Here is a 19,024-nt window from a genome sequence, read left to right on the forward strand (position 1 = left end):
CCTCATGGGAGCCGTGACGCACTGACCGGCTCTGGGGGCTGCGGTGTCGACATTGCTGTACAGGGTGGGGCGGGCGACGTATCGGCACCCGTTCCGTGTGGTCGCGGTGTGGGTGGTGCTGCTGGTCGCGCTCGTCGGCGCACTGGCCCTCAATCCCCCCAAGCTGAGCACGGAGTTCCGCATCGACGGGACACCGGCCCAGGAGGTGATCGACGAACTGGCCCGGGAACTCCCGGAAGTGAGCGGCGGTCAGGGTTCGCTGGTGTTCCAGGCGTCGTCCGGCGAGCGTCTCGACTCGGACCGGCTCGCCCCGGTGGTCGCCGAGGCCGTTCAGGGCGTCTACGGGATCGATCCGGTCGTGGATCCGGCCGAACTGACCGGAGCCCGAGAGCCAGGGGGCCCGCCCGCAGCCGGTTCCCCGGGCGACGTACCGCAGCCTCCCGGCGCGGCGGCTGTCGCGCCGGGGGCATTGGTCGTGGACGGCCGGCCGATCCCGGGCGTGATGGTGTCCGAGGACGGCCGCGTCGCGCTGTTCCAGTTCCAGTTCGAGGACCAGCTGTTCGAGCTCCCCCAGGGCACCGTGGCCGACACCGTCGCAGCGGCGGAGGCACCGGCGGAAGAAGCGGGGGTGGCCGTGCTTCCGGGCGCCACCCTGCAGGAGATCCCCGAGATCATCGGCATCGGGGAGATCGTCGGCCTCGCCGTGGCGGCCCTGGTCCTCGTCGTCACGCTCGGCTCCGTGGTTGCCGCCGGGCTGCCGCTGCTCACCGCCCTGGCCGGGGTCGGCGCGGGCATCGGCGGCGCCTTCGCGCTGGCCCACCTGTTCGAACTGAACTCCTTGTCCGTGGTCCTGGCGCTGATGCTGGGGCTCGCCGTAGGCATCGACTACGCCCTGTTCATCGTCAACCGGCAGCGGTGGCTCATCCTGACCCGCGGTCTGGACGCAGGAGAAGCCGCGGCCCGAGCCGTGGGCACCGCCGGAAGCGCCGTGTTCTTCGCCGGAACGACTGTCGTCATCGCGCTCACCGGGCTGTTGGTCGTGGGTATCGAACTGCTGACGGTGATGGCGCTCATCGCCGCCGCGACAGTCGCCATCGCCGTCGTGGTCGCCCTGACCCTGCTTCCGGCCCTGCTCGGCCTGGTCAGGGAACGCATCTGCTCACCTCGCGCCCGGGCACACCAGGCCCGGCCCGGCGACCGCTCCCGGAGCCCGGCGCGTCGCTGGGTCGGGCTCGTCGTGCGACACCGCTGGGCGGCCGTCCTCCTGGTCACCGGGGTCACCGCGCTGCTCGCCCTGCCGCTGTCCAGCATGCGGCTCGGGATGCCCTCGGCCGAGAGCTACGGCAGCGGCAGCGCACAGCGCGAAGGTTATGACGTGGTCGCCGAGGGCTTCGGCGAAGGCTTCAACGGGCCGCTGACCGTGGCCGTGCGGACCGCCGAGCCGGGCGCACCGATCGAGCCGCCGACTCTGGAGCAACTGGCGGCAGACCTCGACGCGCTCGAGGGCGTCCAGACGACCATGCCCGCCGGCGCCAGCCAGGACGGCACCATCGCGGTTCTGCAGGTCGTTCCGACCACGGGTCCGACCGACGAGGCGACCGAGGACCTGGTCGCGGAGATCCGCGACCGCTCGACGCAGTACGCGGGCGACCTCGGGGTCACCCTCGGCGTCACCGGCCTGACAGCCATCGGCATCGACATGTCCGAGCGACTGTCCGAGGTGCTGCCCCTCTACCTGGCGGTCGTCCTCGGCCTGTCGCTGATCGTGCTGCTCCTGGTGTTCCGGTCCGTCCTCGTCCCGATCAAGGCGACAGTCGGGTTCCTGCTCAGCATCCTGGCGACGTTCGGGGCGACGACGGCCGTCTTCCAGTGGGGCTGGCTCAACCAGGTGTTCGGGCTCGACAGCACCACCGTGGTGATGAGCGTGATCCCGATCATCGCGACCGGCGTGCTCTACGGGCTGGCGATGGACTACCAGATCTTCCTGGTCTCCTCGATCCGCGAGTCCCACGTCCACGGAAGTCACGGAGCCGACAGCGTCACCGACGGGTTCACCCAGGCGAGCCGCGTGGTGGTCGCTGCGGCGATCATCATGACTGCGGTCTTCGCCGGCTTCATCTTCAACGCCGACCCGACGGTCAAGCAGGTCGGCTTCGCGCTCGCCGTCGGCATCCTGATCGATGCGTTCCTGATCCGGCTCACCCTGGTCCCGGCGGTCATGGCCATGTTCGGCGACCGGGCCTGGTGGCTGCCCGCATGGCTCGACCGGCTCCTCCCCGACCTCGACGTCGAAGGTGAGAAGCTCCTCCAGCGGCTCGACGAAGAGCGCGGGGAGGTTCCCGCCGCCACGGATCAGCCTGGTCGGGAGCCGGCGTCGATCCCCGCGGGGGGAGGATCCCGATGACCCTCGCGCGGTGGGGACGACGGTTTATCACCGGATCCGCCGTAGCGTCGGCGACCCTCCCCTGGCTCGCCGACTGGAACCACGGCCACACCTTCGGTCCCGAGTACGGTCCGCACGCCCGGTGGCACGGGACCTCCGAGGTCCTCGGTGCGACGGCGGAGGGAGTCCTCGCCCTCTGGCTGCTCCGTGCCGCCGGCGACGAGCATCGGCCCGACGAGCGTCTGCTCGTCGCCGCCGCACTGCTGCCCATCGTCCGCTGGGCGCCGTTCAACCTCACGCTGCTGGTGCCCGGGACGTCCCCCTACGACCAGCACCGCATCCCGCAACGGGTCCTGGGCATGCCGGCCGCCCTGCTCAGCCAGGACCTCATCGCGGCCACCGCCGCCGCCGGGCTGCTTCTACGCCGCCTCGCCCGCCGGCGCCCGTAGGGCCGCGGGCGGCCGGCCGTCCGGCCGCTCGGCGAGCGCTCTGCAGGTTCAGCCGGCAGCAGGGTCCCCGTCGTGGAGGTGGTGGGAGAAGAAGCCGAGGATCCGCCGCCAGGCGTCCTCCGCGGATGGATGGTGGTAGCCGAAGCCGGCCACCCGCTCGAGGACGGCGAGTGGCCCGGCGTTGTGCCGGTTCATGAAGGAGTGGCCGGCCTGTGGGTACTCCTTGACGTCGTGGTCGACCGCGAGGCCGGTCAAGGCCTCGTCCAATCGCTCGGCCGCACCGGGCAGGGTCCTGTCGCGACCCCCGTAGCTGGCCACCACGGGGCACGCGCCCTGCAGCACGCGCTCGAGGTCCGATGGGATCTGCCCGTAGTTCGGGGCCGAGGCGTCGAAGCCGCGGGTGGCTGCGAGCAGGGCGAAGCCGCCCCCCATGCAGAAGCCGAGGATTCCCACGCTCCCAGTGCAGTCGGAGCGCCCCGTGAGCCAGGAACGGGCAGCCGCCAGATCGTCGAAGGCCGGACCTTCTCCACGGGCCAGCGTCCGGAACGTCGAGCGAAGGCAGCGGACAGCTCCCCCGGCGCTGAACAGGTCCGGCGCCAGGGCCAGGTAGCCGCCGGCCGCCAGGCGGTCGGCCTGCTGCCGGGTGTCGTCGGTGAGTCCGAAGGCCTCGTGCACCACCACGACGCCGGGCCACGGGCCCGTGCCGACCGGCGGTACGGCGAGATAGGCCTTCAACTGCGAGGCGCTCGCGGCCCCGCCGATCGTCGTCTCGGGCATCACGGCCTCCGGGGTCAAGTACCAGTCGATGAGCTGTGGGGCAGGCCCGGCGTCACATGGACGCCCGCAGTTCCTCGGCGGCCGCCTCCAGGAACTCCACGGCCTCCTCCTCCAGGCCGGGCAACCGGTCGGCCACCTCCGCCACGGCAGCGACCCGGTCCGGCAGCGGGGTGTCGACTCTGGCAGACCGGCCCAGCCGGCTCCAGCCTTCGGCGCACCTGTCGTAGGCGAGGCCCGCCTGTTCGCTCGCCGCGCTCCCCGTCCGCCTGGCCACGTCATGGCAGCACTCGGCCTGCAGCCGACGGAACAGCCCACCCCCGGTGCCCGCCTTCTCGATGAACACGGGGAGGGCAGCCAGCGCGGACTCCAGGGTCACGTCGTCGAGGACCTGCGGCCAGCGGGCCAGGTCGTCGGCGAATCGGCGGATGCCGGCCAGCCCGGCTGCACTGATCGAGCCCGGCGGCAGGTCAGGGCGGTTCGCCAGCCCGGAACCCCCGCTGCGCATCCCGGCCCCCGCGGCGGCGAACGCGTCCGCAGCGGTGGAGCGCAGGTCCGGAAGCCGCTCCGGCCACTCCACGGCGAACGTCGCGTGCCGTGTGGGCGCCGGGAACCCCGTCGAGCGGCGCGCCCGGGCCAGCGCCGCGTAGGGCACCTCCTGGACGTCCTCGCGGTCGTTGTCGACGACGTAGGCGATCTCCCGCTCGTCGTCGTAGCCGACGATGACGACATCGTGCCGGCTCATCTGCAGCCGGACGCGGAGGTAAGGGAGCTCGGCGATGTCAGCCCACACCATGACGGGCCGGCCGGCGACCAGCTCGTCGCGGACCCACTGCCACCCCAGCGCCTCATCATCGGTACGCCGCAGGTCCACGCCGGCTCCGAGGCGACCGAGCAGGTCCACCTCCATGTCTCCTCCCCTGCCGACGAGGTAGACCGGCGGGGTCAGGCCCGGCACCCGCATGTACGAGAAGTGCAGTGCACCACCGAGGCCGAACACCAGGCCTTCCGCGGCCGCCTCCCCTCCCCAGGCAAGGCCGGCCCACTCCAGCAGATCCCGCAGGGCTCCGGATCCGCAGTGCCCGGCCATGCGGTGGGGGTAACCCTCCAGCAGCCGTCCCCCGGTCACGGTGCCACCCTCACCACGTCGCCGCCGCCACGAGCGAAGTGCTCCCGGCCGACGACGACGAAGACGGCGTTCGCTTCGACGACGAGCGCGCCCCCCTCGTCGGTGCCCTGCGCCCGGACGAACAGCTTCCTGCCCTCCCGGCGCTGTAGTCCGGCCTCGAGCAGATACGGGGTTCCGAGCAGCACCGGCGCCCGGTAACCGACCTCGAGATGGCGGGTGACAGCGGGCTCCCCGATCCGGTAGAGGAGGAAGCCGAACAGGTCGTCCAGCACCGTGGCGACCGCGCCACCGTGCGCGATGCCCGGCGCGCCGACATGCCGCTCGTCGAAGGCGTGCTCGGCGCGGACCGCGTCCCCTTCTCGCCAGACCTGCAGGTGGTGGCCGTGTGGGTTCTCCGGGCCACAGCCGAGGCAGCGTGGATGGTGCGGGGGCAGGTCTCGGGCATGGTCGTGCCCGGCGAACCCCCGCGCCCAGTCGCCGACCACCGAATTCACGTCGTCCACCACCACTGCCTCCTGTCGGACCCGTCTGATTGAGATTTCACGCGTGCACACTCCGGCCCGTGCGTCCCGGCGAGCCGGATGGGGGCAACTTCGGCGTCGCCGACCGGCGTGCTCAGCGGTGTACCGCCGCTTCTCCTCCGCCGTGCTGCTGCCGCAACACCGTCTTCAGCACCTTGCCGGTGGCGTTGCGCGGGAGCTCGGCGACGAACTCGACCCGCGTGGGGCACTTGAAGTGTGCGAGCCGTTCGCGGGCGTACGCGATCAGTTCCTCGGCCGTCGTCGCGGCGCCGTCCTGGAGCGCGACGACGGCCACCGGTGTCTCCCCCCAGCGGTCGTGGGGGACGCCGACGACAGCCACCTCGCGGACGGAATCATGCCGGTAGAGCACCTGCTCGGCCTCGATGGGGTACACGTTCTCGCCACCGGTGATGATCATGTCCTTCTTGCGGTCGACGAGCGTCATGAAGCCCTCGGGGTCCATGCGCCCGAGGTCGCCGGTGTGGAACCACCCACCGCGGAATGCCTCGGCCGTGGCCTCCGGTAGACCCCAGTAGCCGGCGAACACGTTGGGTCCGCGCAGCACGAGCTCTCCGACCTCCCCGGTGCGGACGTCCCTGTCGGCGTCATCGACGATGCGCGCCCGGACGTGGAACATCGGCCGGCCGATGGAACCCGCCTTCTCCTTGACGTGGTCGGCGTCCAGCACTGACACACCGGGCGCTGTCTCGGTCATCCCGAAGCCCTCCTGGAAGGGCAGTCCCTTCCCCTGGAAGAAGTCGATGACCGGCAGCGGGCACGGCGCTCCCCCGGACACTGCCAGCTCCAGCGACGACAGGTCGAAGTCGTCCAAACCGGGCACCGACATGAGCGCCGCCCACATCGCCGGGACCATGAACTGCACGGTGGTCCGCTCCCGGGACATGGCCTCCACGGTCCGGAGCGGATCGAACGACGGCAGCAGGACGTTGGTCCCGCCGACGTAGAGCAGCGGCAGCGTGTGGACACCCAGGCCACCGATGTGGAACATCGGCGCCACTGTCACCGTGACGTCGCTCTCGCGAAGCCCTCGGCCGAAGGAGAGACTGTTCACGACGTTCCACAGGTGGTTGTCGTGGGTCAGCATCGCCCCCTTGGGACGTCCCGTGGTCCCGGACGTGTACATCAGACAGGACAGGTCCCGACGGTCGACGTCGGTATCCACGGGCCGGGGATCGCCGCTGCTCAGCACCTGCTCGTAGTCGAGCTCCCCGTCCTCGGGCTCTCCGCCGACGACCAGGCGGGACCGGACCCGCACCCCGTCCGCGGTGACTGCTGCGCGCGCCATTGGCGCGAGGGGCGCCGAGTACACGAAGGTGTCCGACCCAGAGTCGACCAGGAGGTAGGCGACCTCCGCCGGCCCGAGCCGCACGTTCATGGGCACGAACACAGCCCCCAGCTTCGCGGTGGCCAGCATGGTCTCGAGGAACGCTGTGCTGTTGAGCAGGAGCCCGGCGACCCGGTCCCCTTGGCGGACCCCGAGCGCACGCAGCGCTCGGGCCAGCTGATCGATGTTCCTGTCCAGCTCGGCATAGGTGAGGCGCCGGTTTCCGTCCACCAGTGCGAGCCCGGTCCCCGGACAGGAACGCCCTCGTGGCGACCCAGCCACCGATTCCCTCGTCCATGCGCCACCCTCTTCGTCGGGACAACAGTCCGTGACCCAGGTCACGGCAGCTTGGTCCAAACTTGACGGTGTCGTCAAGATGGAGCCCGCGGCCATCGGCGGAAGGGACGGAGCATGACCTCGGCAGGACCTGCGTCACCTCCGGCCACGGCGCGTGGCCGCCGCACCCGATCCGCACTGCTGACGGCCGGACGGCAGCTGTTCGAGGAGTGCGGGTTCTCCGCCGTGGGGATCGATGACATCGCCTTACGCGCGGGGGTCTCCCACGGCACGTTCTACACGTGGTTCGACTCCAAGGAGACGTTGCTCCGCGAGATCGTCAGCGAGGTCGCCGCAGAGGTCTTCTCGGCGACCTCGATCGGTACCCGCCTGCCGGCCAAAGCTGCGTACGCGCGCATCGAGGCCGCCAACCGGTCCTTCCTGCGTGCTGTCACCCGGCACTCCCGCATCCTCCGAGTGCTGGACTCGCTGGCGGACACCCAGGAGGACTTCCGACAGCTCCGCTCGGAGATGCGTGAGTCGTTCGTCCAGCGTGGGATGGAGGGCCTGATCCGGCTGCAGGAGCTGGGCCTGGCCGACCCGCTGCTGCCACCGCGGGCGACGGCCAGCGCGCTGGGCGCGATGGTGGAGTCCTTCGCCCACGTGTGGCAGGACCCGGTGGAAGAACTCGACGAAGCCGCCGCCGTCGACGTCCTCACCCGGTTGTGGGCGGGGGCGATAGGTCTGGCGCCGCCGGCCCGACCCGCCGGTGAAGGCACCGCCGAGAGCCCCGGCGCGGGCTGACCCTGCTGGGACCGCCGAGGGACCGCGCGGGGCGGCCCGGCCGGTCAGTGCTGCACCCAATGCCACGGCGTCTCGCGGCTGCGCCGCACCCGACCCCTGCTCTCCAGGAGAACCAGGTGCGCCAGGGTCTCGGCAACAGCCGCTCTGCGCATGAAACCCGAGATCTGCTGCCATGGCCGCGACCAGCTCAGCGCGGCGGTCAGCTCCCAGGTCGTGGGCGCCGTCGTCACAGCAGCGTGGATCTCCTGCAGTCGGGCGTCGTGGTGGCCCACCAGCGCCGACACGCGCGCCGCCAGACCGGCGAAGCGGTACTCGTGCCCGGGCAGCACCTCGTCCAGGTGGGAGTCCAGCGCCCCGACACGCGCCACGGAATCGATGAAGTCGGCCAGCGGGTTGCCGCCCGACTGCGCGTGCACCCCGATGTTGGGTGTGATGCGGGGCAGGACGTGGTCGCCGGAGAAGAGGAGGCGACGACGGTGCTCGTGGAAGCACAGGTGCCCGGGCGAATGGCCGGGAGTGTGCACGGCACGCAGATCCCATCCAGGCAAGGGCAGCCGGTCACCGTCGCGGATGAGGCGGTCCGGTTCGGCCTGGCGGACGTAGTCGGCGATCTGCAGCGAGGCCCCGGACAGGACCCGGAGCTCGTCCTCGGGCACTCCGCAGTTCCGCAGCAGTGCGACCATGCCCTCCAGCAGGTCGGTGATGCCGGCCCCGTACCGGGCCGGCAGCAGCGCAGCGTCGTCGGGATGCAGCCCCACCCAGGCCCCTGACGCCTCACGGACCCGGCCCGCCAGGCCGTAGTGATCGGGATGGATGTGCGTCACCATGACGCCGCGGACGTCGGCGACCACGTACCCCGCCGTCGCCAGGCCCTGGGTGAGGGCTTGCCAGGCGTCGTCGGTGTCCCACCCGGCGTCGATCAGTGCCACCCCGTCATCGAGCTCGAGGGCGTAGACGAGGACGTAGCGCAGGGGGCTGTCGGGAATGGGCACCGGGATCGACCACAGCCCCTGCTGGACCCGCTCCACCGGCGGCAGTACGTTTTCGACCCACGCCCGTTGCTGCTTGACGCCGGTGACCCACAACGGGCCGGCGGACCCCGCGGTCACAGACCCATCCGCTTGCTGATGACCTCGTTCATGATCTCGTTCGCCCCGCCGCCGATGCCGAGTATCCGGGCGTCCCGGTAGTGCCGTTCGACCTCCGACTCCCGCATGTATCCCATGCCGCCGAAGATCTGCACCGCCTCGTCAACCACGAAGTCACAGGCGTAGACGGCGGTGTTCTTCGCCATCGACACCTCGGTGACGACGTCCTCCCCGGCCAGGTAGCGCTGCGCCACAGCTCGCGTGTAGGTGCGGGCGACGTCGACCTGACGCGCCATCTCGGCGAGCTTGTGCCGGATCACCTGTCGAGAGGAGAGCGGCCGCCCGAAGGTCTCCCGGTCCCGCGCCCACCCGAGGGCCAGGTCCAGGGCGCGGGCCGCGGTGGCGTAGGCCTGGACTGCCAGGCCGATCCGCTCGCTCTGGAACTGCTGCATGATCTGCACGAAGCCGGAGTTCTCTGTGCCCACCAGCTGCGCGGCCGGCACGCGGACGTCGGTGAAGGCCAGCTCGGCTGTGTCGCTGCACCGCCAGCCCATCTTGTCCAGCCGCCGGGAGACGCTGAACCCGGGCGTGTTCGTGTCGATGACGAGCAGCGAGACACCGCCGTGACCCGGTCCGCCGGTGCGCACAGCGGTGGTCACGAAGTCGGCGCGGACCCCGCTGGTGATGAAGGTCTTGGCTCCGTTGACCACGTACTCGTCGCCTTCGCGCACGGCCCGGGTGCGCAGATTTGCGACATCCGAGCCCCCGCCGGGCTCGGTCACCGCGAGCGAACCGATCAGCTCCCCGGCCAGCGTGGGTCGGACGTAGCGGTCGACCAGCTCGGCGCTGCCGTGGGCGGCGATGTGCGGCACGGCGATGCCGTGGGTGAACAGCGAGGCACAGACACCTGTGGACCCACCCCCGTGCAGGATCTCCTCGGTCATGACCGCCGAGTCGATCGCGTTGCCGCCGCTGCCGCCCACCTCTTCGGCGAACCCGACGCCGAGCAGGCCCGCGCCGGCCGCCTTACGGTGCAGATCGCGCGGCAGCTCGCCATCCCGTTCCCACTCGGCCATGTTCGGAGCGATCTCCCGGGCCACGAAGTCGCGGGCGAGCCGGCGGAGGGCCACCCGCTCGGGCGTGCTCCATGGGTCGGGGGCGTGCGCGGTGACGTCGGTAGGGCTCATGACTGCTCTCCTCCGGTCGGTCCTCCCGCAGCTGGTACACAGGCGGCCGCGTGCATGTCGAGCAGGGCCGCGATGCACCCTCCGCGCCTCGAACGACGTGAGCCACTACGACACCTCAAGCAGGTCGTGGGGACGGCCACGGAGGACTTGACGTCACCGTCAGGTTAGTCGTCCGTGGATGTGGCGCACAACACCCGCATCGTTCGCGCCGGCCATTCCGACAGCGGACTCGCAGCGCCGAGAGGCTCCGGTTGCGCTGGCTGCAGCGGTGGCGGATGTCGGCTCCACTACGCGCGATCCACCACGTCCTGCGGGAGCGGGAGTACCGCCAGATCGCCCACCAGTGCGGTAGGGAGAACGCATGACGCACAGATTGCTCGTCCAGTACGGCCGTCCGACGGACCCTTCTGCGTTCGACCAGCACTACCGCGACGTCCACGTCCCGCTCGCACGGAAGATCCCCGGCGTGGTGCGCTTCGACATCGGCCACGCCAACGCTCTGGACGGCGACACCGCGCCGTACCTGGTTGCCGTGCTCGACTTCGCCTCCGCCGAGGCGTTCGCTTCCGGCATGGGGTCCCCCGAGGGCACGGCCGCCGCCGGCGACGTGCCGAACTTCGCCACCGGCGGCGCGAGCATGAGCCACTACGACATAGAGGACTTCACTCCCTGAGCTGCCGGGTGCCGTCCTCCGGTGCGACGGGGGACGGCACCCGCGTCGGTCCAGGGGACTGCGCTCCCTCGACCGATTTCCCATTGCCGGCGGGCGCGGGAGGCGGCGGCGGCTCTACCGTCGCACCGGTGGGGGGGCTCCGGTGCCGGGTCCCGGGGGCGAGCGGGGCCGCGACGCGGGCCCCTGCTCGTCGCCACCGCCTCCGGCACGGTGCTGAACCCGCTCAATTCCTCGCTGATCGCCGTCGCCCTGATCCAGCTGGCGGAGGACTTCGAGCTGTTGTTCGCCTGCGTCTCCTGGATGATCTCGCTGTTCCACCTGACCAGCGCGGTGGCCCAGCCGGTCTCCGGCCGGCTCGGAGACGTGTTCGGGCCACGCCGACTGTTCCTCGCGGGGCTCGCGCTGGTCGGCCTGGCCAGCCCGCGGCGCCGCTCTCCCCCGAACTTCGCCACGCTCCTGGCCATCCGGGCGGTCCAGGCGCTGGGCAGCTCCGCGATCTACCCCCTCCGGCATGGCGATCATCCGCCGGCTGGTCGTGGAGGGCCGGGCCCGCGCGCTGGCCGTCGATCAGCCCGGCGTTGGGGCGGTCGTGCAGGTCGCGGGTCGCCGTCCACGGTGACCGGGCCGTCGGCGAGGGCGGCCACCGGGGGGAGGAACCGCAGCACCGTGCCGGCCAGCCCGGCGTCGACCGTGACCGGACCGCTGAGCGTTCCGGGTGCGACCAGCCAGTCGCTGCCGTCGACGTCGTCGATGCCGACTCAGAGTGCGCCCAGGCCTGCGGCCATGAGGTCGGTGTCGCGCACCCTGAGGGGGTGCACGAGCCGACTGGGGCCGTCCGCCAGCGCGGCGAGCACGAGTGCCCGGGCGGTCAGCGACTTCGACCCGGGCAGGGACACGACGGCGTCGACCGGAGCAGGGTGGTGCGGCGCGGGCCAGACGTCTCTCACGAGGTCAGTCTGCCCGCCCGCGCCGCACCTCCCCGCACGTGCTCAGCCGGCCTGCGGCTTCTCGGTCTTCTTGACCGGGACCGTGCGGAGCAGCCGCCGGTTGGCGAACTCGAACATGGCCAGCTCGGAGAGCTCGCGGCCGTAGCCGGACCGCTTGACGCCACCGAAGGGCAGCTCCGGGGAGGAGCCGGTGGGCTGGTTGATCCAGACCATGCCTGCCTCCAGCCGCTCGGCCACCGACCGCGCCTCCTCGGGGTTGCTGCCCATGACGGTTGCACCCAGGCCGAAGTCGCTGTCGTTGGCCAGCGCGACCGCCTCGTCGGCGTTCTTCACCTTGTAGACGACGGCCGCGGGACCGAAGAGCTCCTCGCGGTAGGCCCGCATGTCGGGAGTGACGTCGGTGAGGATCGTCGCCGACACGAACGCGCCGGCGTGATCGGGGCGCTGGCCGCCCGCGACGACGGTGGCGCCCTTGTCGATGGCGTCCTGGATCTGCGCCTGCAGGTCCGCGGCCGCCTTCTCGCTCGACAGTGGCGCGAGCGACGTCGCCGGGTCGGCCGGGTCGCCGGGGGCGAAGATGCCGAATGCCTGCTTCAGGCCCTCGACGAAGGGCTCGTAGGCGTCCTCGGTGACGATCAGCCGCTTGGAGGCGGTGCAGGCCTGCCCGGTGTTACCCATGCGCCCGGCGGTGGCCGCCTTGACGGTCGCCTCCAGGTTCTCACCGTCGAGGACGATGAACGGGTCGCTGCCGCCGAGCTCCAGCACGGACTTCTTGAGGTGCTTGCCGGCCAGGGCGGCGACCGACGAGCCGGCCCGCTCGCTGCCGGTCAGCGTCACGCCCTGGATGCGGGGGTCGGCGATGACCTGCTCGACGTCCTCGATCTTGAGGAAGGTGTTGATGAGCGCGCCCTCGGGGGCGCCGGCGTCACGGAACAGCTGCTCGATCGCCACGGCGCACTGCGGGGTGATCTCCGAGTGCTTGAGGATGACGGTGTTGCCCAGCACCAGGTTCGGGCCGGCGACGCGGACGACCTGGTAGAAGGGGAAGTTCCACGGCTCGATGGCCAGGAGCACGCCGACGGGGCGCGTCTCGATGACGGCCTCTCCGCCGCCCATCATCGGCTCGATCGAGGTCGGCTCGAGGAACTTCGGGCCGTTGCCGGCGTAGTACTTCAGGATCATCGAGCAGAGGAAGAGCTCGCCGACGGCCTCGTCCCGGCGCTTGCCCATCTCCTTGGTGATGAGGGCGGCGAAGTCCATGATCCGCTCGTCGAGCAGCTCGGCGGCCTTCTGGACAACGGCCGCGCGCTCCTCGACCGAGCGGTCGCGCCACTCCAGGTACGCGGTGTGCGCCTGGCCGATGATGCCGTCGATCTCCGACGTCTCGGTGAAGGGGTACTCCTTCTCCGTCTCGCCGGTGAACGGGTTGACGGTCGCGTAGCGCCGCTCGGCGCTGTCGCTGGCGGTGGTGGGGGCGTTCTGCGTAGCGGTCACGCGGTGATCCTCGTCTCTGGGGGGCTTGTTCCGCCTAGGCCTACCCCACGAGTGCCCGGCTGTCACGGGGCGGCCCGCTGTCAGCGGGCGCACCTACAGGGCGAGAGGTCAGCCGAACCTGTGCCAGGAGGCGCCCATGTGCGGTTGCTACGCCGCCAGCCGCAAACCCGAGGACCTGGCGCTGGAGTTCGAGGCCGTACCGGCCGGCGGGCAGTCCCCGGTGCCGGCCGACTACAACGTCGCCCCGACCAAGGACGTGCACGTCGTCCGCTGGAAGAAGGAGCGCGACGCCGAGGGCGCGCTGACCCGCGGCGTGCACCGCGAGCTCCGGGCGGTGCGCTGGGGCCTGGTGCCCTCGTGGAGCTGTCGAACGCGGCGACGGCGGGGCTGCTCGCGGTGATCGGCGTGAGCGTCGGATCCACCAACCTGGGGCTGCAGACGGCGTTGTACGACACGGTCCCGCCTGACGAGGTCGGGGCGGCAGCCGGCCTCTTCCAGACCTCGCGCTACCTCGGGGACCATCCTCTCGGCCAGCCTGCTGGGACTGCTGTTCGGCGACCAGATCGACACCGGGAACCTGCACCGACTGGCCTGGTGCCTGTTCGCCGTCAGCGCGCTCGTCCTGGTCCTGCACCTGCGTCTCCCGGGACGGCCACCCGCTGCGTCCTCGACCTGATCGCCCGTCCGTCATCGCCCGGCGAGGGCCCCGGCGTCATGGCAGGGTTCTGGGGGACGCGGAACCCGGCGGTGGAGGATCGGATGCCCGATCAGGCGATCGAGAGCCAAGCGCGGGAGACCGATGTCAGCGGCGTGCGGGTGCTGCTGACCGGCGGCACCAGCGGGCTGGGGCTGGGCATGGTGCGGGCTCTGGTGGCCGATGGGGCCTCAGTGGTCCTGACCGGCCGGGACGCCGACCGCGCGCGCCGGGTCGCCGAGCAGGAGACTGCCGCCGGGCCCGGATCGGCGACCGGAATTGCGATGGACGTGCGGGACGAGGCCTCCGTCGCCGATGGCGTGGCGGCGGCGCGCGCTGCCCTGGGTGGCATCGACGTCCTGGTGAACAACGCCGGCATCGGCATGCGGACTGTCAATCCGCGGTTCCTGACCGAGCCGCGACGGTTCTACGAGGTCGCCCCGGCGGGCTTCGCCGACCTCATTGCCACCAACGTCACCGGCTACTTCCTGGTGGCCCGCGCGGTCGTACCCGACATGGTCGCGGCGGGACACGGCACCGTGGTCAACGTCAGCATCAACGAGGAGACGATGCGTCGCCGAGGGTTCGTGCCCTACGGCCCGTCCAGGGCCGCCACCGACGCGATGTCCCGCGTCATGGCCGCCGACCTTGCCGGCACGGGCGTCCACGTCCACCTGCTGCTGCCCGGTGGCGCCACGGTCACCGGCATGATCCCCGACGACCTGCCGGATGAGGCCCGGGGCGGCCTGCTGGAGCCTGCGGTGATGGGCCCGGCCATCCGGTGGTTGTGCTCTCCAGCGGCGAGAGAGCACAACGATCTCCGCGTCGTGGCCCGGGAATTCGTCCCGCCGGTGGACACGTCCCCCGCGTGACCGACCCGCGGTTCGTCGCACCCACGGCTCGAGCGCCGGGCAGCCGGCCCCCCCGTGGCGGGTCGGCTGCCCGGACCCCTCAGCCGCGCAGCAGCTCGCCGAACCGGGCGCTGCTCTCGTCGATCGCGCTCTGCGCTGCCGGCGAGATGGCGCCCATGTCGAAGAACCCGTGGATCATGCCGCCGTAGCGACGGACGTCCGCGGCGACGCCCGCGGCACGCAGCGCCTCGCCGTAGGCCTCGCCCTCGTCCCGGAGCGGGTCGAACTCCGCCGTCACGACGACCGCAGGAGGCAGCCCCGACAGGTCGGCGCCGTGCAGCGGCGACAGTCGGGCGTCCTTGGCGTCGTCCCAGGCGCCTGCGTAGTGGCCGTAGAACCAGTCCATGGTGTCCTTCTCGAGGAAGTAGCCCTTGGCGTTCTCCACGCGGGAGGGGTACTCCCCCTCCGCGTCCACGGCCGGGTAGATCAGGAACTGGCCGGCCAGCGGCGTCCCGTCGGCGTGCAGTACCTGCGCCACGACCGCGGCGAGGTTGCCGCCGGCGCTGTCCCCGGCGAGGCCCAGCCGCTGGTCCCCGCCGAACTCGTCGAGGTGCCCGGCGATCCAGCGGGCGGAGGCCACCGCGTCGTCCGCTGCGGCCGGGAACGGGTGCTCCGGGGCCAGCCGGTAGTCCACGGCCACCACGACGGCGTTGCTGCCCTTGCAGACGTTGCGCGCCATGTTGTCGTGGGTGTCGAGATCGCCGATGACCCAGCCTCCGCCGTGGAAGAAGATCACCGTGGGGAAAGGGCCCTCGCCTTCCGGGCGGTAGACGCGCGCCTCGAGGTCACCCTCGGCACCGGGCACCGTCCGGTCCTCACTGCTCCCGACCTGGACGACGTGTTCGGGCGCCCGGGAGCCGTGGGTGAGCGCGAGGTACTGGGCGCGCCCGGCCTCGGCGCTCCCCTCGTACATGGGCGGCATGCCTGCCTGGTCGATCATGCTGAGGACGGCGGCGATGTGCGGGTCAACCGGCACAGGGTTCTCCTTGTGGGGGACGGCTGGGGACGTGCGGGAAGGGACTCCGGAAGCGGTGCGGCGCGACGGCCGGTCAGCCGTACACCAGCGAGCTGTCGTCGAGGTCGAGCGCAGGCAACGAGTCGCGCTCCTCGGCGTACTCGCGCAGGTGGACCCAGGGCTCCTGGTCCCCCTGCTTGAACATCAGGTGCATGGTGCGCATGACGTAGCCGGCGTTGAAGTTCTCCGGGTCGCCCCAGGGCCGCAGCTGCATACCGTCGTCCTCCCGGCGCAGCGTGGGGACGACGGTCGCCACACCCCGCTCCTCCATGTGAGCGAGCAACCGGCAGACGAACTCGCTGACCAGGTCGGCACGCAGGGTCCAGCTGGCGCGGAAGTACCCGAACACGTAGGCCATGTTGGGAACGCCGCTGATCATCATGCCGCGCCACGTGACCCGCTCGGTGAAGTCGACCGGCTCTCCGTCGACTGTGAAGGCAACTCCCCCGAACAGGCTCAGGTCGAATCCGGTGGCGGTGACGACGACGTCGGCCTCGATCTCCTCACCCGAGGACGTGCGGATCCCGGTCGCGGTGAACGTCTCGATGGTGTCGGTGACCACCGATGCCTTGCCCTCCCGGATGGCGGTGAACAGGTCGCCGTCCGGGAGTAGGGCGAGCCGCTGCTGCCACGGCCGGTAGGTGGGGTTGAAGTGCTTGTCGATGTCGAAGCCTTCGGGTAGCAGCGGACGCATCGATTCGATGATGAAGGCCCGCAGTTCGTCGGGCGCCTCCTTGGACATCCGGGTGATCTCGTCCCCCTCGGCGATGTACGCGCGCCGGAGGATCTCGTGGGTCCACTCGTCAGGGACGTCCAGGGCGCGGAGTGTGTTCGCCAGCTCGTGGGTCCTGGGGCGGGCGAAGAAGAACGTCGGCGAGCGCTGCAGCATCGTCACGTGCGCCGCCTCCTGCGCCATGGCCGGCACGAGGGTGGCCGCGGTGGCTCCGGATCCGATGACGACGACGCGCTTGCCGGCGTAGTCGAGGTCCGCGGGCCACTGCTGCGGGTGCACGACATGACCGCGGAACCGGTCCAGCCCCTCCCACTGCGGCTGGTGGGGCCGGGAGTGGTCGTAGTAGCCCTGGCACATCCAGAGGAAGTCGGTGGTGAACCGCAGCGACTCGCCGGTGTCCTCACGGGTCACCTGCACAGTCCAGCGCTTCTCCTCCGAGGACCAGCTGGCCGCGCTCACCCGGTGCCGGTAGCGGATCCGGTCGCCCAGGTCGTTCTCCTGGATGACCTCGTCCAGGTAGGACAGGATCTCGTCCGAGGTGGCGATCGACGCCCCCCGCCAGGGCTTGAACTTGTACCCGAAGGTGAACAGGTCGCTGTCGGACCGGACGCCGGGGTAGCGGTGGGTCCACCAGGTGCCGCCTCGGGCGTCCAGCGCGTCGAGGATGACGAAGCTCTTGTCCGGGAACTGCTGCTTCAGGTGATAGGCGGCGCCGATCCCGGAGATCCCCGCCCCGACCACGAGCACGTCGACGTGCTGGGTCTCCGCCGCGGTGCCGGTTGCTGCTTCTGCCGTCAAGGTCATGCTTCATTGCCCATCTGCCTGGTGATGTCGGTCACGACGGAAGCTAGCCGTGCGAGGCGGAGGTGAGCCATGCCACAATCGGCCGTGAGTTGAGTATTCCGGCCAACCCCCAACACCCCTTCGACGCGCCCGTCCGCGGCACGGGCAGCGTGGCACTTCTGTGTGGGCTGGCCGTGGAGCACGGCCTCCCCCGCCGTGACGTGCTGGCCGGCGGGGGGATACCGGAAGAAGCCCTCGAGGACCCGGCTGCCGAGATCACCGGCGAGCAGGAGATGCGTGCAATCGCTGCCATCGCCGGCTCGCTGCCCGAGGACGCAGGCCTGACCGCCGGAGCGCGATACCGGCTGGCGAGCTACGGCATCTGGGGCTTCGCCCTGCTCTCGAGCCGCACCCTCCGCGAGGGGACCGAGGTCGCGATGCGATTCGTGGACCTCACGTACGCGCTGACGCGCGTCAGCGCCCGGGAGGACGACGGCGAGGTCCGGCTGTTCTTCGACGACCTGGACGTCCCGGAACACGTCCGGCGCTTCGTCCTGCTCCGCGACAGCTCGGCGGCCCTGCAGCTGTGGCGGGAGACACTGGGGCGCCCTGTCGTGCCGCTGCGCGTGGCGCTGCGACCTGCCGCAGCCCGCCGATCCGACGCCGTACGAGACCGCGTTCGGAGTGCCGCCGCGGTTCGGCGCCGCACGGTCGGTCCTGGTCTTCGACGCTGCCCTCCTCGACCAGCCGTTGCCGCAGGCAGCCCCCCTGACCGCCGCACTCTGCGAGGCCCAGTGCCGGGACCTCCTCCAGCGCCGCCACTCACGGCGAGGGACGAGCGGGCGGGTGCGTGACCTCCTGGTGCACACCGGGGGCCGGATCCTCGGACAGGAGGAGGTCGCCGCGGAGATGCACGTCAGCGTGCGGACCTTGCGCCGGATGCTCCGCGACGAGGCAACCACGTTCCGCGCGATCGTGGAGCAGACACGTGAACACCTGGCGGAGGAGTTGCTCGTGACCGCCGGTCTGAACGTCGAGCAGGTCGCTCGACGCCTCGGCTACACGGATGCCTCCACCTTCGTCCATGCCTTCCGGCGGTGGAAGGGAGTCAGCCCCGGCCGCTGGAGGGAGGGGGAAACCCGGCCGTCCACGAGCGGTGACACGTCCCGGCCTGCGGCCGGGCCGGAGTGACGGCGGCGCGGGCTGAGCTGCGCATCGAACCCCGGTGTCGCATCGGAGGGTCGAGAAGCGACGCGCCGGGCCCTCCAGGGCTGCACCGACCCCAGGACTGAGCCTTTCCCTGAGGCCGCTCAGTCAGAGGTCTTCGGCGGCCCTGTGCGGTCCCGCTCCGGCCGAACAGCCCGTGGCGGACAGCCGGCCCGCATCCAGGACTCCAGCTCGGCGAACCCCCGCGCCGCCTCCAGCGCGATCATGACCTGTCGGCGACACGGCCCCTGCCAGGTCGGGGGCCCGGCCGCCAGCCAGTTGGTCAGTACCGCCGGACGCCCTGCCCACGACGTGCCCATGGCCAGGCCGCCAGTCATGAGGCACCACAGCAGGAACCGCGCCACGGCCCGAAGCCACATCGCAGCGGCCTGGAGATACAGGGTGCCTCTGAGATAGCAGTCCACCGCGCACCCCACTCCGTAGGGGTCCAGCGCCGTCAGGGGGTGAGACAGCACCGCCGGTCGGCGCTTCTCCCGGCGTTGCACGCAGCAACCATCGTCGCCCCGTGGCGCCGCAATAGGAAGGGTTTCGGCCCCCGCTGTCCCACGCGACCGGGTGGGGTTGCGACCCGAATGACCCCTCGGGCCTCCG

At 71.3% G+C, this 19,024-nt stretch carries 17 protein-coding genes and 2 pseudogenes; 9 read left to right on the forward strand and 10 right to left on the reverse strand.

Annotation, left to right across the window (positions count from 1 at the left end):
* The first annotated feature begins 115 nt into the window (after positions 1-115).
* Together JKP75_RS09560 and JKP75_RS09565 are read left to right on the forward strand one after the other, a co-directional pair.
* The gene (locus JKP75_RS09560) at positions 116-2,404 is read left to right on the forward strand and encodes an MMPL family transporter (protein ID WP_200493008.1); all 2,289 of its coding nucleotides are present in this window, start codon (positions 116-118) and stop codon (positions 2,402-2,404) included.
* A complete protein-coding gene (locus JKP75_RS09565; protein WP_200491634.1) occupies positions 2,401-2,832 on the forward strand; it encodes a hypothetical protein in 432 nt (143 codons plus the stop codon). Before JKP75_RS09560 ends, JKP75_RS09565 begins: the two co-directional genes overlap by 4 nt.
* Positions 2,833-2,880: 48 nt before the next feature.
* On the opposite strand, the gene JKP75_RS09570 is transcribed toward JKP75_RS09565, so the two are convergent.
* From JKP75_RS09570 to JKP75_RS09585, 4 genes are all read right to left on the reverse strand, one after another.
* Positions 2,881-3,609 carry a dienelactone hydrolase family protein gene (locus JKP75_RS09570; RefSeq protein ID WP_051515988.1) on the reverse strand — a complete coding sequence of 243 codons (729 nt, stop codon included), beginning with the start codon at positions 3,607-3,609 and terminating at the stop codon, positions 2,881-2,883.
* A gap of 52 nt (positions 3,610-3,661) precedes the next feature.
* Positions 3,662-4,735: a BtrH N-terminal domain-containing protein gene (locus JKP75_RS09575; protein ID WP_224499410.1), complete on the reverse strand. Its 1,074-nt coding sequence runs from the start codon at positions 4,733-4,735 to the stop codon at positions 3,662-3,664.
* On the reverse strand, positions 4,732-5,238 hold the full coding sequence (locus tag JKP75_RS09580) for a PaaI family thioesterase (RefSeq protein ID WP_170977905.1): 507 nt from the start codon (positions 5,236-5,238) through the stop codon (positions 4,732-4,734). The genes JKP75_RS09575 and JKP75_RS09580 overlap by 4 nt, the downstream gene beginning before the upstream one ends.
* Positions 5,239-5,350: 112 nt before the next feature.
* A complete protein-coding gene (locus JKP75_RS09585) occupies positions 5,351-6,994 on the reverse strand; it encodes a long-chain fatty acid--CoA ligase (RefSeq protein ID WP_200493009.1) in 1,644 nt (547 codons plus the stop codon).
* Between the two features lie 18 nt (positions 6,995-7,012).
* On the opposite strand from JKP75_RS09585, the gene JKP75_RS09590 reads away from it, so the two are divergent.
* Positions 7,013-7,681, forward strand: coding sequence for a TetR/AcrR family transcriptional regulator (locus JKP75_RS09590; RefSeq protein WP_081788669.1), 669 nt, complete (start codon positions 7,013-7,015; stop codon positions 7,679-7,681).
* A gap of 44 nt (positions 7,682-7,725) precedes the next feature.
* Here JKP75_RS09590 and JKP75_RS09595 read toward each other — a convergent pair whose 3' ends face one another.
* A complete protein-coding gene (locus JKP75_RS09595; RefSeq protein ID WP_200491631.1) occupies positions 7,726-8,790 on the reverse strand; it encodes an MBL fold metallo-hydrolase in 1,065 nt (354 codons plus the stop codon).
* Positions 8,787-9,956, reverse strand: a complete 1,170-nt coding sequence (locus JKP75_RS09600; protein ID WP_040339444.1) for an acyl-CoA dehydrogenase family protein — start codon at positions 9,954-9,956, stop codon at positions 8,787-8,789. The genes JKP75_RS09595 and JKP75_RS09600 overlap by 4 nt, the downstream gene beginning before the upstream one ends.
* A 361-nt stretch (positions 9,957-10,317) precedes the next feature.
* Between JKP75_RS09600 and JKP75_RS09605 the strand changes: the two genes are divergently transcribed.
* Positions 10,318-10,629, forward strand: a complete 312-nt coding sequence (locus JKP75_RS09605; protein ID WP_040339445.1) for an EthD family reductase — start codon at positions 10,318-10,320, stop codon at positions 10,627-10,629.
* Between the two features lie 210 nt (positions 10,630-10,839).
* A pseudogene (locus JKP75_RS24485) lies at positions 10,840-11,076 on the forward strand (MFS transporter); the annotation flags it as partial.
* 311 nt (positions 11,077-11,387) lie between these two features.
* Here the strand turns inward: JKP75_RS24485 and JKP75_RS23835 are convergent.
* Entirely contained in the window at positions 11,388-11,576 is a 189-nt protein-coding gene (locus JKP75_RS23835; RefSeq protein ID WP_309229721.1) for a hypothetical protein, read from the reverse strand.
* Positions 11,577-11,618: 42 nt separating this feature from the next.
* Positions 11,619-13,070 carry an NAD-dependent succinate-semialdehyde dehydrogenase gene (locus JKP75_RS09620; RefSeq protein WP_200491630.1) on the reverse strand — a complete coding sequence of 484 codons (1,452 nt, stop codon included), beginning with the start codon at positions 13,068-13,070 and terminating at the stop codon, positions 11,619-11,621.
* 136 nt (positions 13,071-13,206) lie between these two features.
* On the opposite strand from JKP75_RS09620, the gene JKP75_RS09625 reads away from it, so the two are divergent.
* Entirely contained in the window at positions 13,207-13,470 is a 264-nt protein-coding gene (locus JKP75_RS09625) for an SOS response-associated peptidase family protein (protein WP_040339449.1), read from the forward strand.
* Positions 13,471-13,829: 359 nt separating this feature from the next.
* Positions 13,830-14,636, forward strand: a complete 807-nt coding sequence (locus JKP75_RS09630) for an SDR family oxidoreductase (RefSeq protein ID WP_051515990.1) — start codon at positions 13,830-13,832, stop codon at positions 14,634-14,636.
* A gap of 79 nt (positions 14,637-14,715) precedes the next feature.
* On the opposite strand, the gene JKP75_RS09635 is transcribed toward JKP75_RS09630, so the two are convergent.
* Both JKP75_RS09635 and JKP75_RS09640 read right to left on the reverse strand, forming a co-directional pair.
* Entirely contained in the window at positions 14,716-15,651 is a 936-nt protein-coding gene (locus tag JKP75_RS09635; RefSeq protein WP_137161232.1) for an alpha/beta hydrolase, read from the reverse strand.
* A gap of 73 nt (positions 15,652-15,724) precedes the next feature.
* On the reverse strand, positions 15,725-17,227 hold the full coding sequence (locus tag JKP75_RS09640; RefSeq protein WP_040339451.1) for an NAD(P)/FAD-dependent oxidoreductase: 1,503 nt from the start codon (positions 17,225-17,227) through the stop codon (positions 15,725-15,727).
* Between the two features lie 173 nt (positions 17,228-17,400).
* Here JKP75_RS09640 and JKP75_RS24490 point away from each other — a divergent pair.
* Positions 17,401-17,835: pseudogene (locus JKP75_RS24490) on the forward strand (AraC family transcriptional regulator ligand-binding domain-containing protein); the annotation flags it as partial.
* Positions 17,836-18,052: 217 nt separating this feature from the next.
* The gene (locus tag JKP75_RS09650; protein WP_200493011.1) at positions 18,053-18,397 is read left to right on the forward strand and encodes a helix-turn-helix transcriptional regulator; all 345 of its coding nucleotides are present in this window, start codon (positions 18,053-18,055) and stop codon (positions 18,395-18,397) included.
* The last annotated feature ends 627 nt before the right edge of the window (positions 18,398-19,024 follow it).

The sequence above is a fragment of the Blastococcus sp. TML/M2B genome, from assembly GCF_016612865.1.
Taxonomy (GTDB): Bacteria; Actinomycetota; Actinomycetes; order Mycobacteriales; family Geodermatophilaceae; genus Blastococcus.

Excerpts from the sequence above, each read along its gene's own strand:
- JKP75_RS09565 (WP_200491634.1), top strand. The coding sequence starts at position 2,401 with ATGACCCTCGCGCGGTGGGGACGACGGTTTATCACCGGATCCGCCGTA.
- JKP75_RS09570 (WP_051515988.1), bottom strand. The coding sequence starts at position 3,609 with ATGCCCGAGACGACGATCGGCGGGGCCGCGAGCGCCTCGCAGTTGAAG.
- JKP75_RS09585 (WP_200493009.1), bottom strand. The coding sequence starts at position 6,994 with ATGGCCGCGGGCTCCATCTTGACGACACCGTCAAGTTTGGACCAAGCT.
- JKP75_RS09590 (WP_081788669.1), top strand. The coding sequence starts at position 7,013 with ATGACCTCGGCAGGACCTGCGTCACCTCCGGCCACGGCGCGTGGCCGC.
- JKP75_RS09600 (WP_040339444.1), bottom strand. The coding sequence starts at position 9,956 with ATGAGCCCTACCGACGTCACCGCGCACGCCCCCGACCCATGGAGCACG.
- JKP75_RS09605 (WP_040339445.1), top strand. The coding sequence starts at position 10,318 with ATGACGCACAGATTGCTCGTCCAGTACGGCCGTCCGACGGACCCTTCT.
- JKP75_RS09625 (WP_040339449.1), top strand. The coding sequence starts at position 13,207 with ATGTGCGGTTGCTACGCCGCCAGCCGCAAACCCGAGGACCTGGCGCTG.
- JKP75_RS09630 (WP_051515990.1), top strand. The coding sequence starts at position 13,830 with ATGCCCGATCAGGCGATCGAGAGCCAAGCGCGGGAGACCGATGTCAGC.
- JKP75_RS09640 (WP_040339451.1), bottom strand. The coding sequence starts at position 17,227 with ATGACCTTGACGGCAGAAGCAGCAACCGGCACCGCGGCGGAGACCCAG.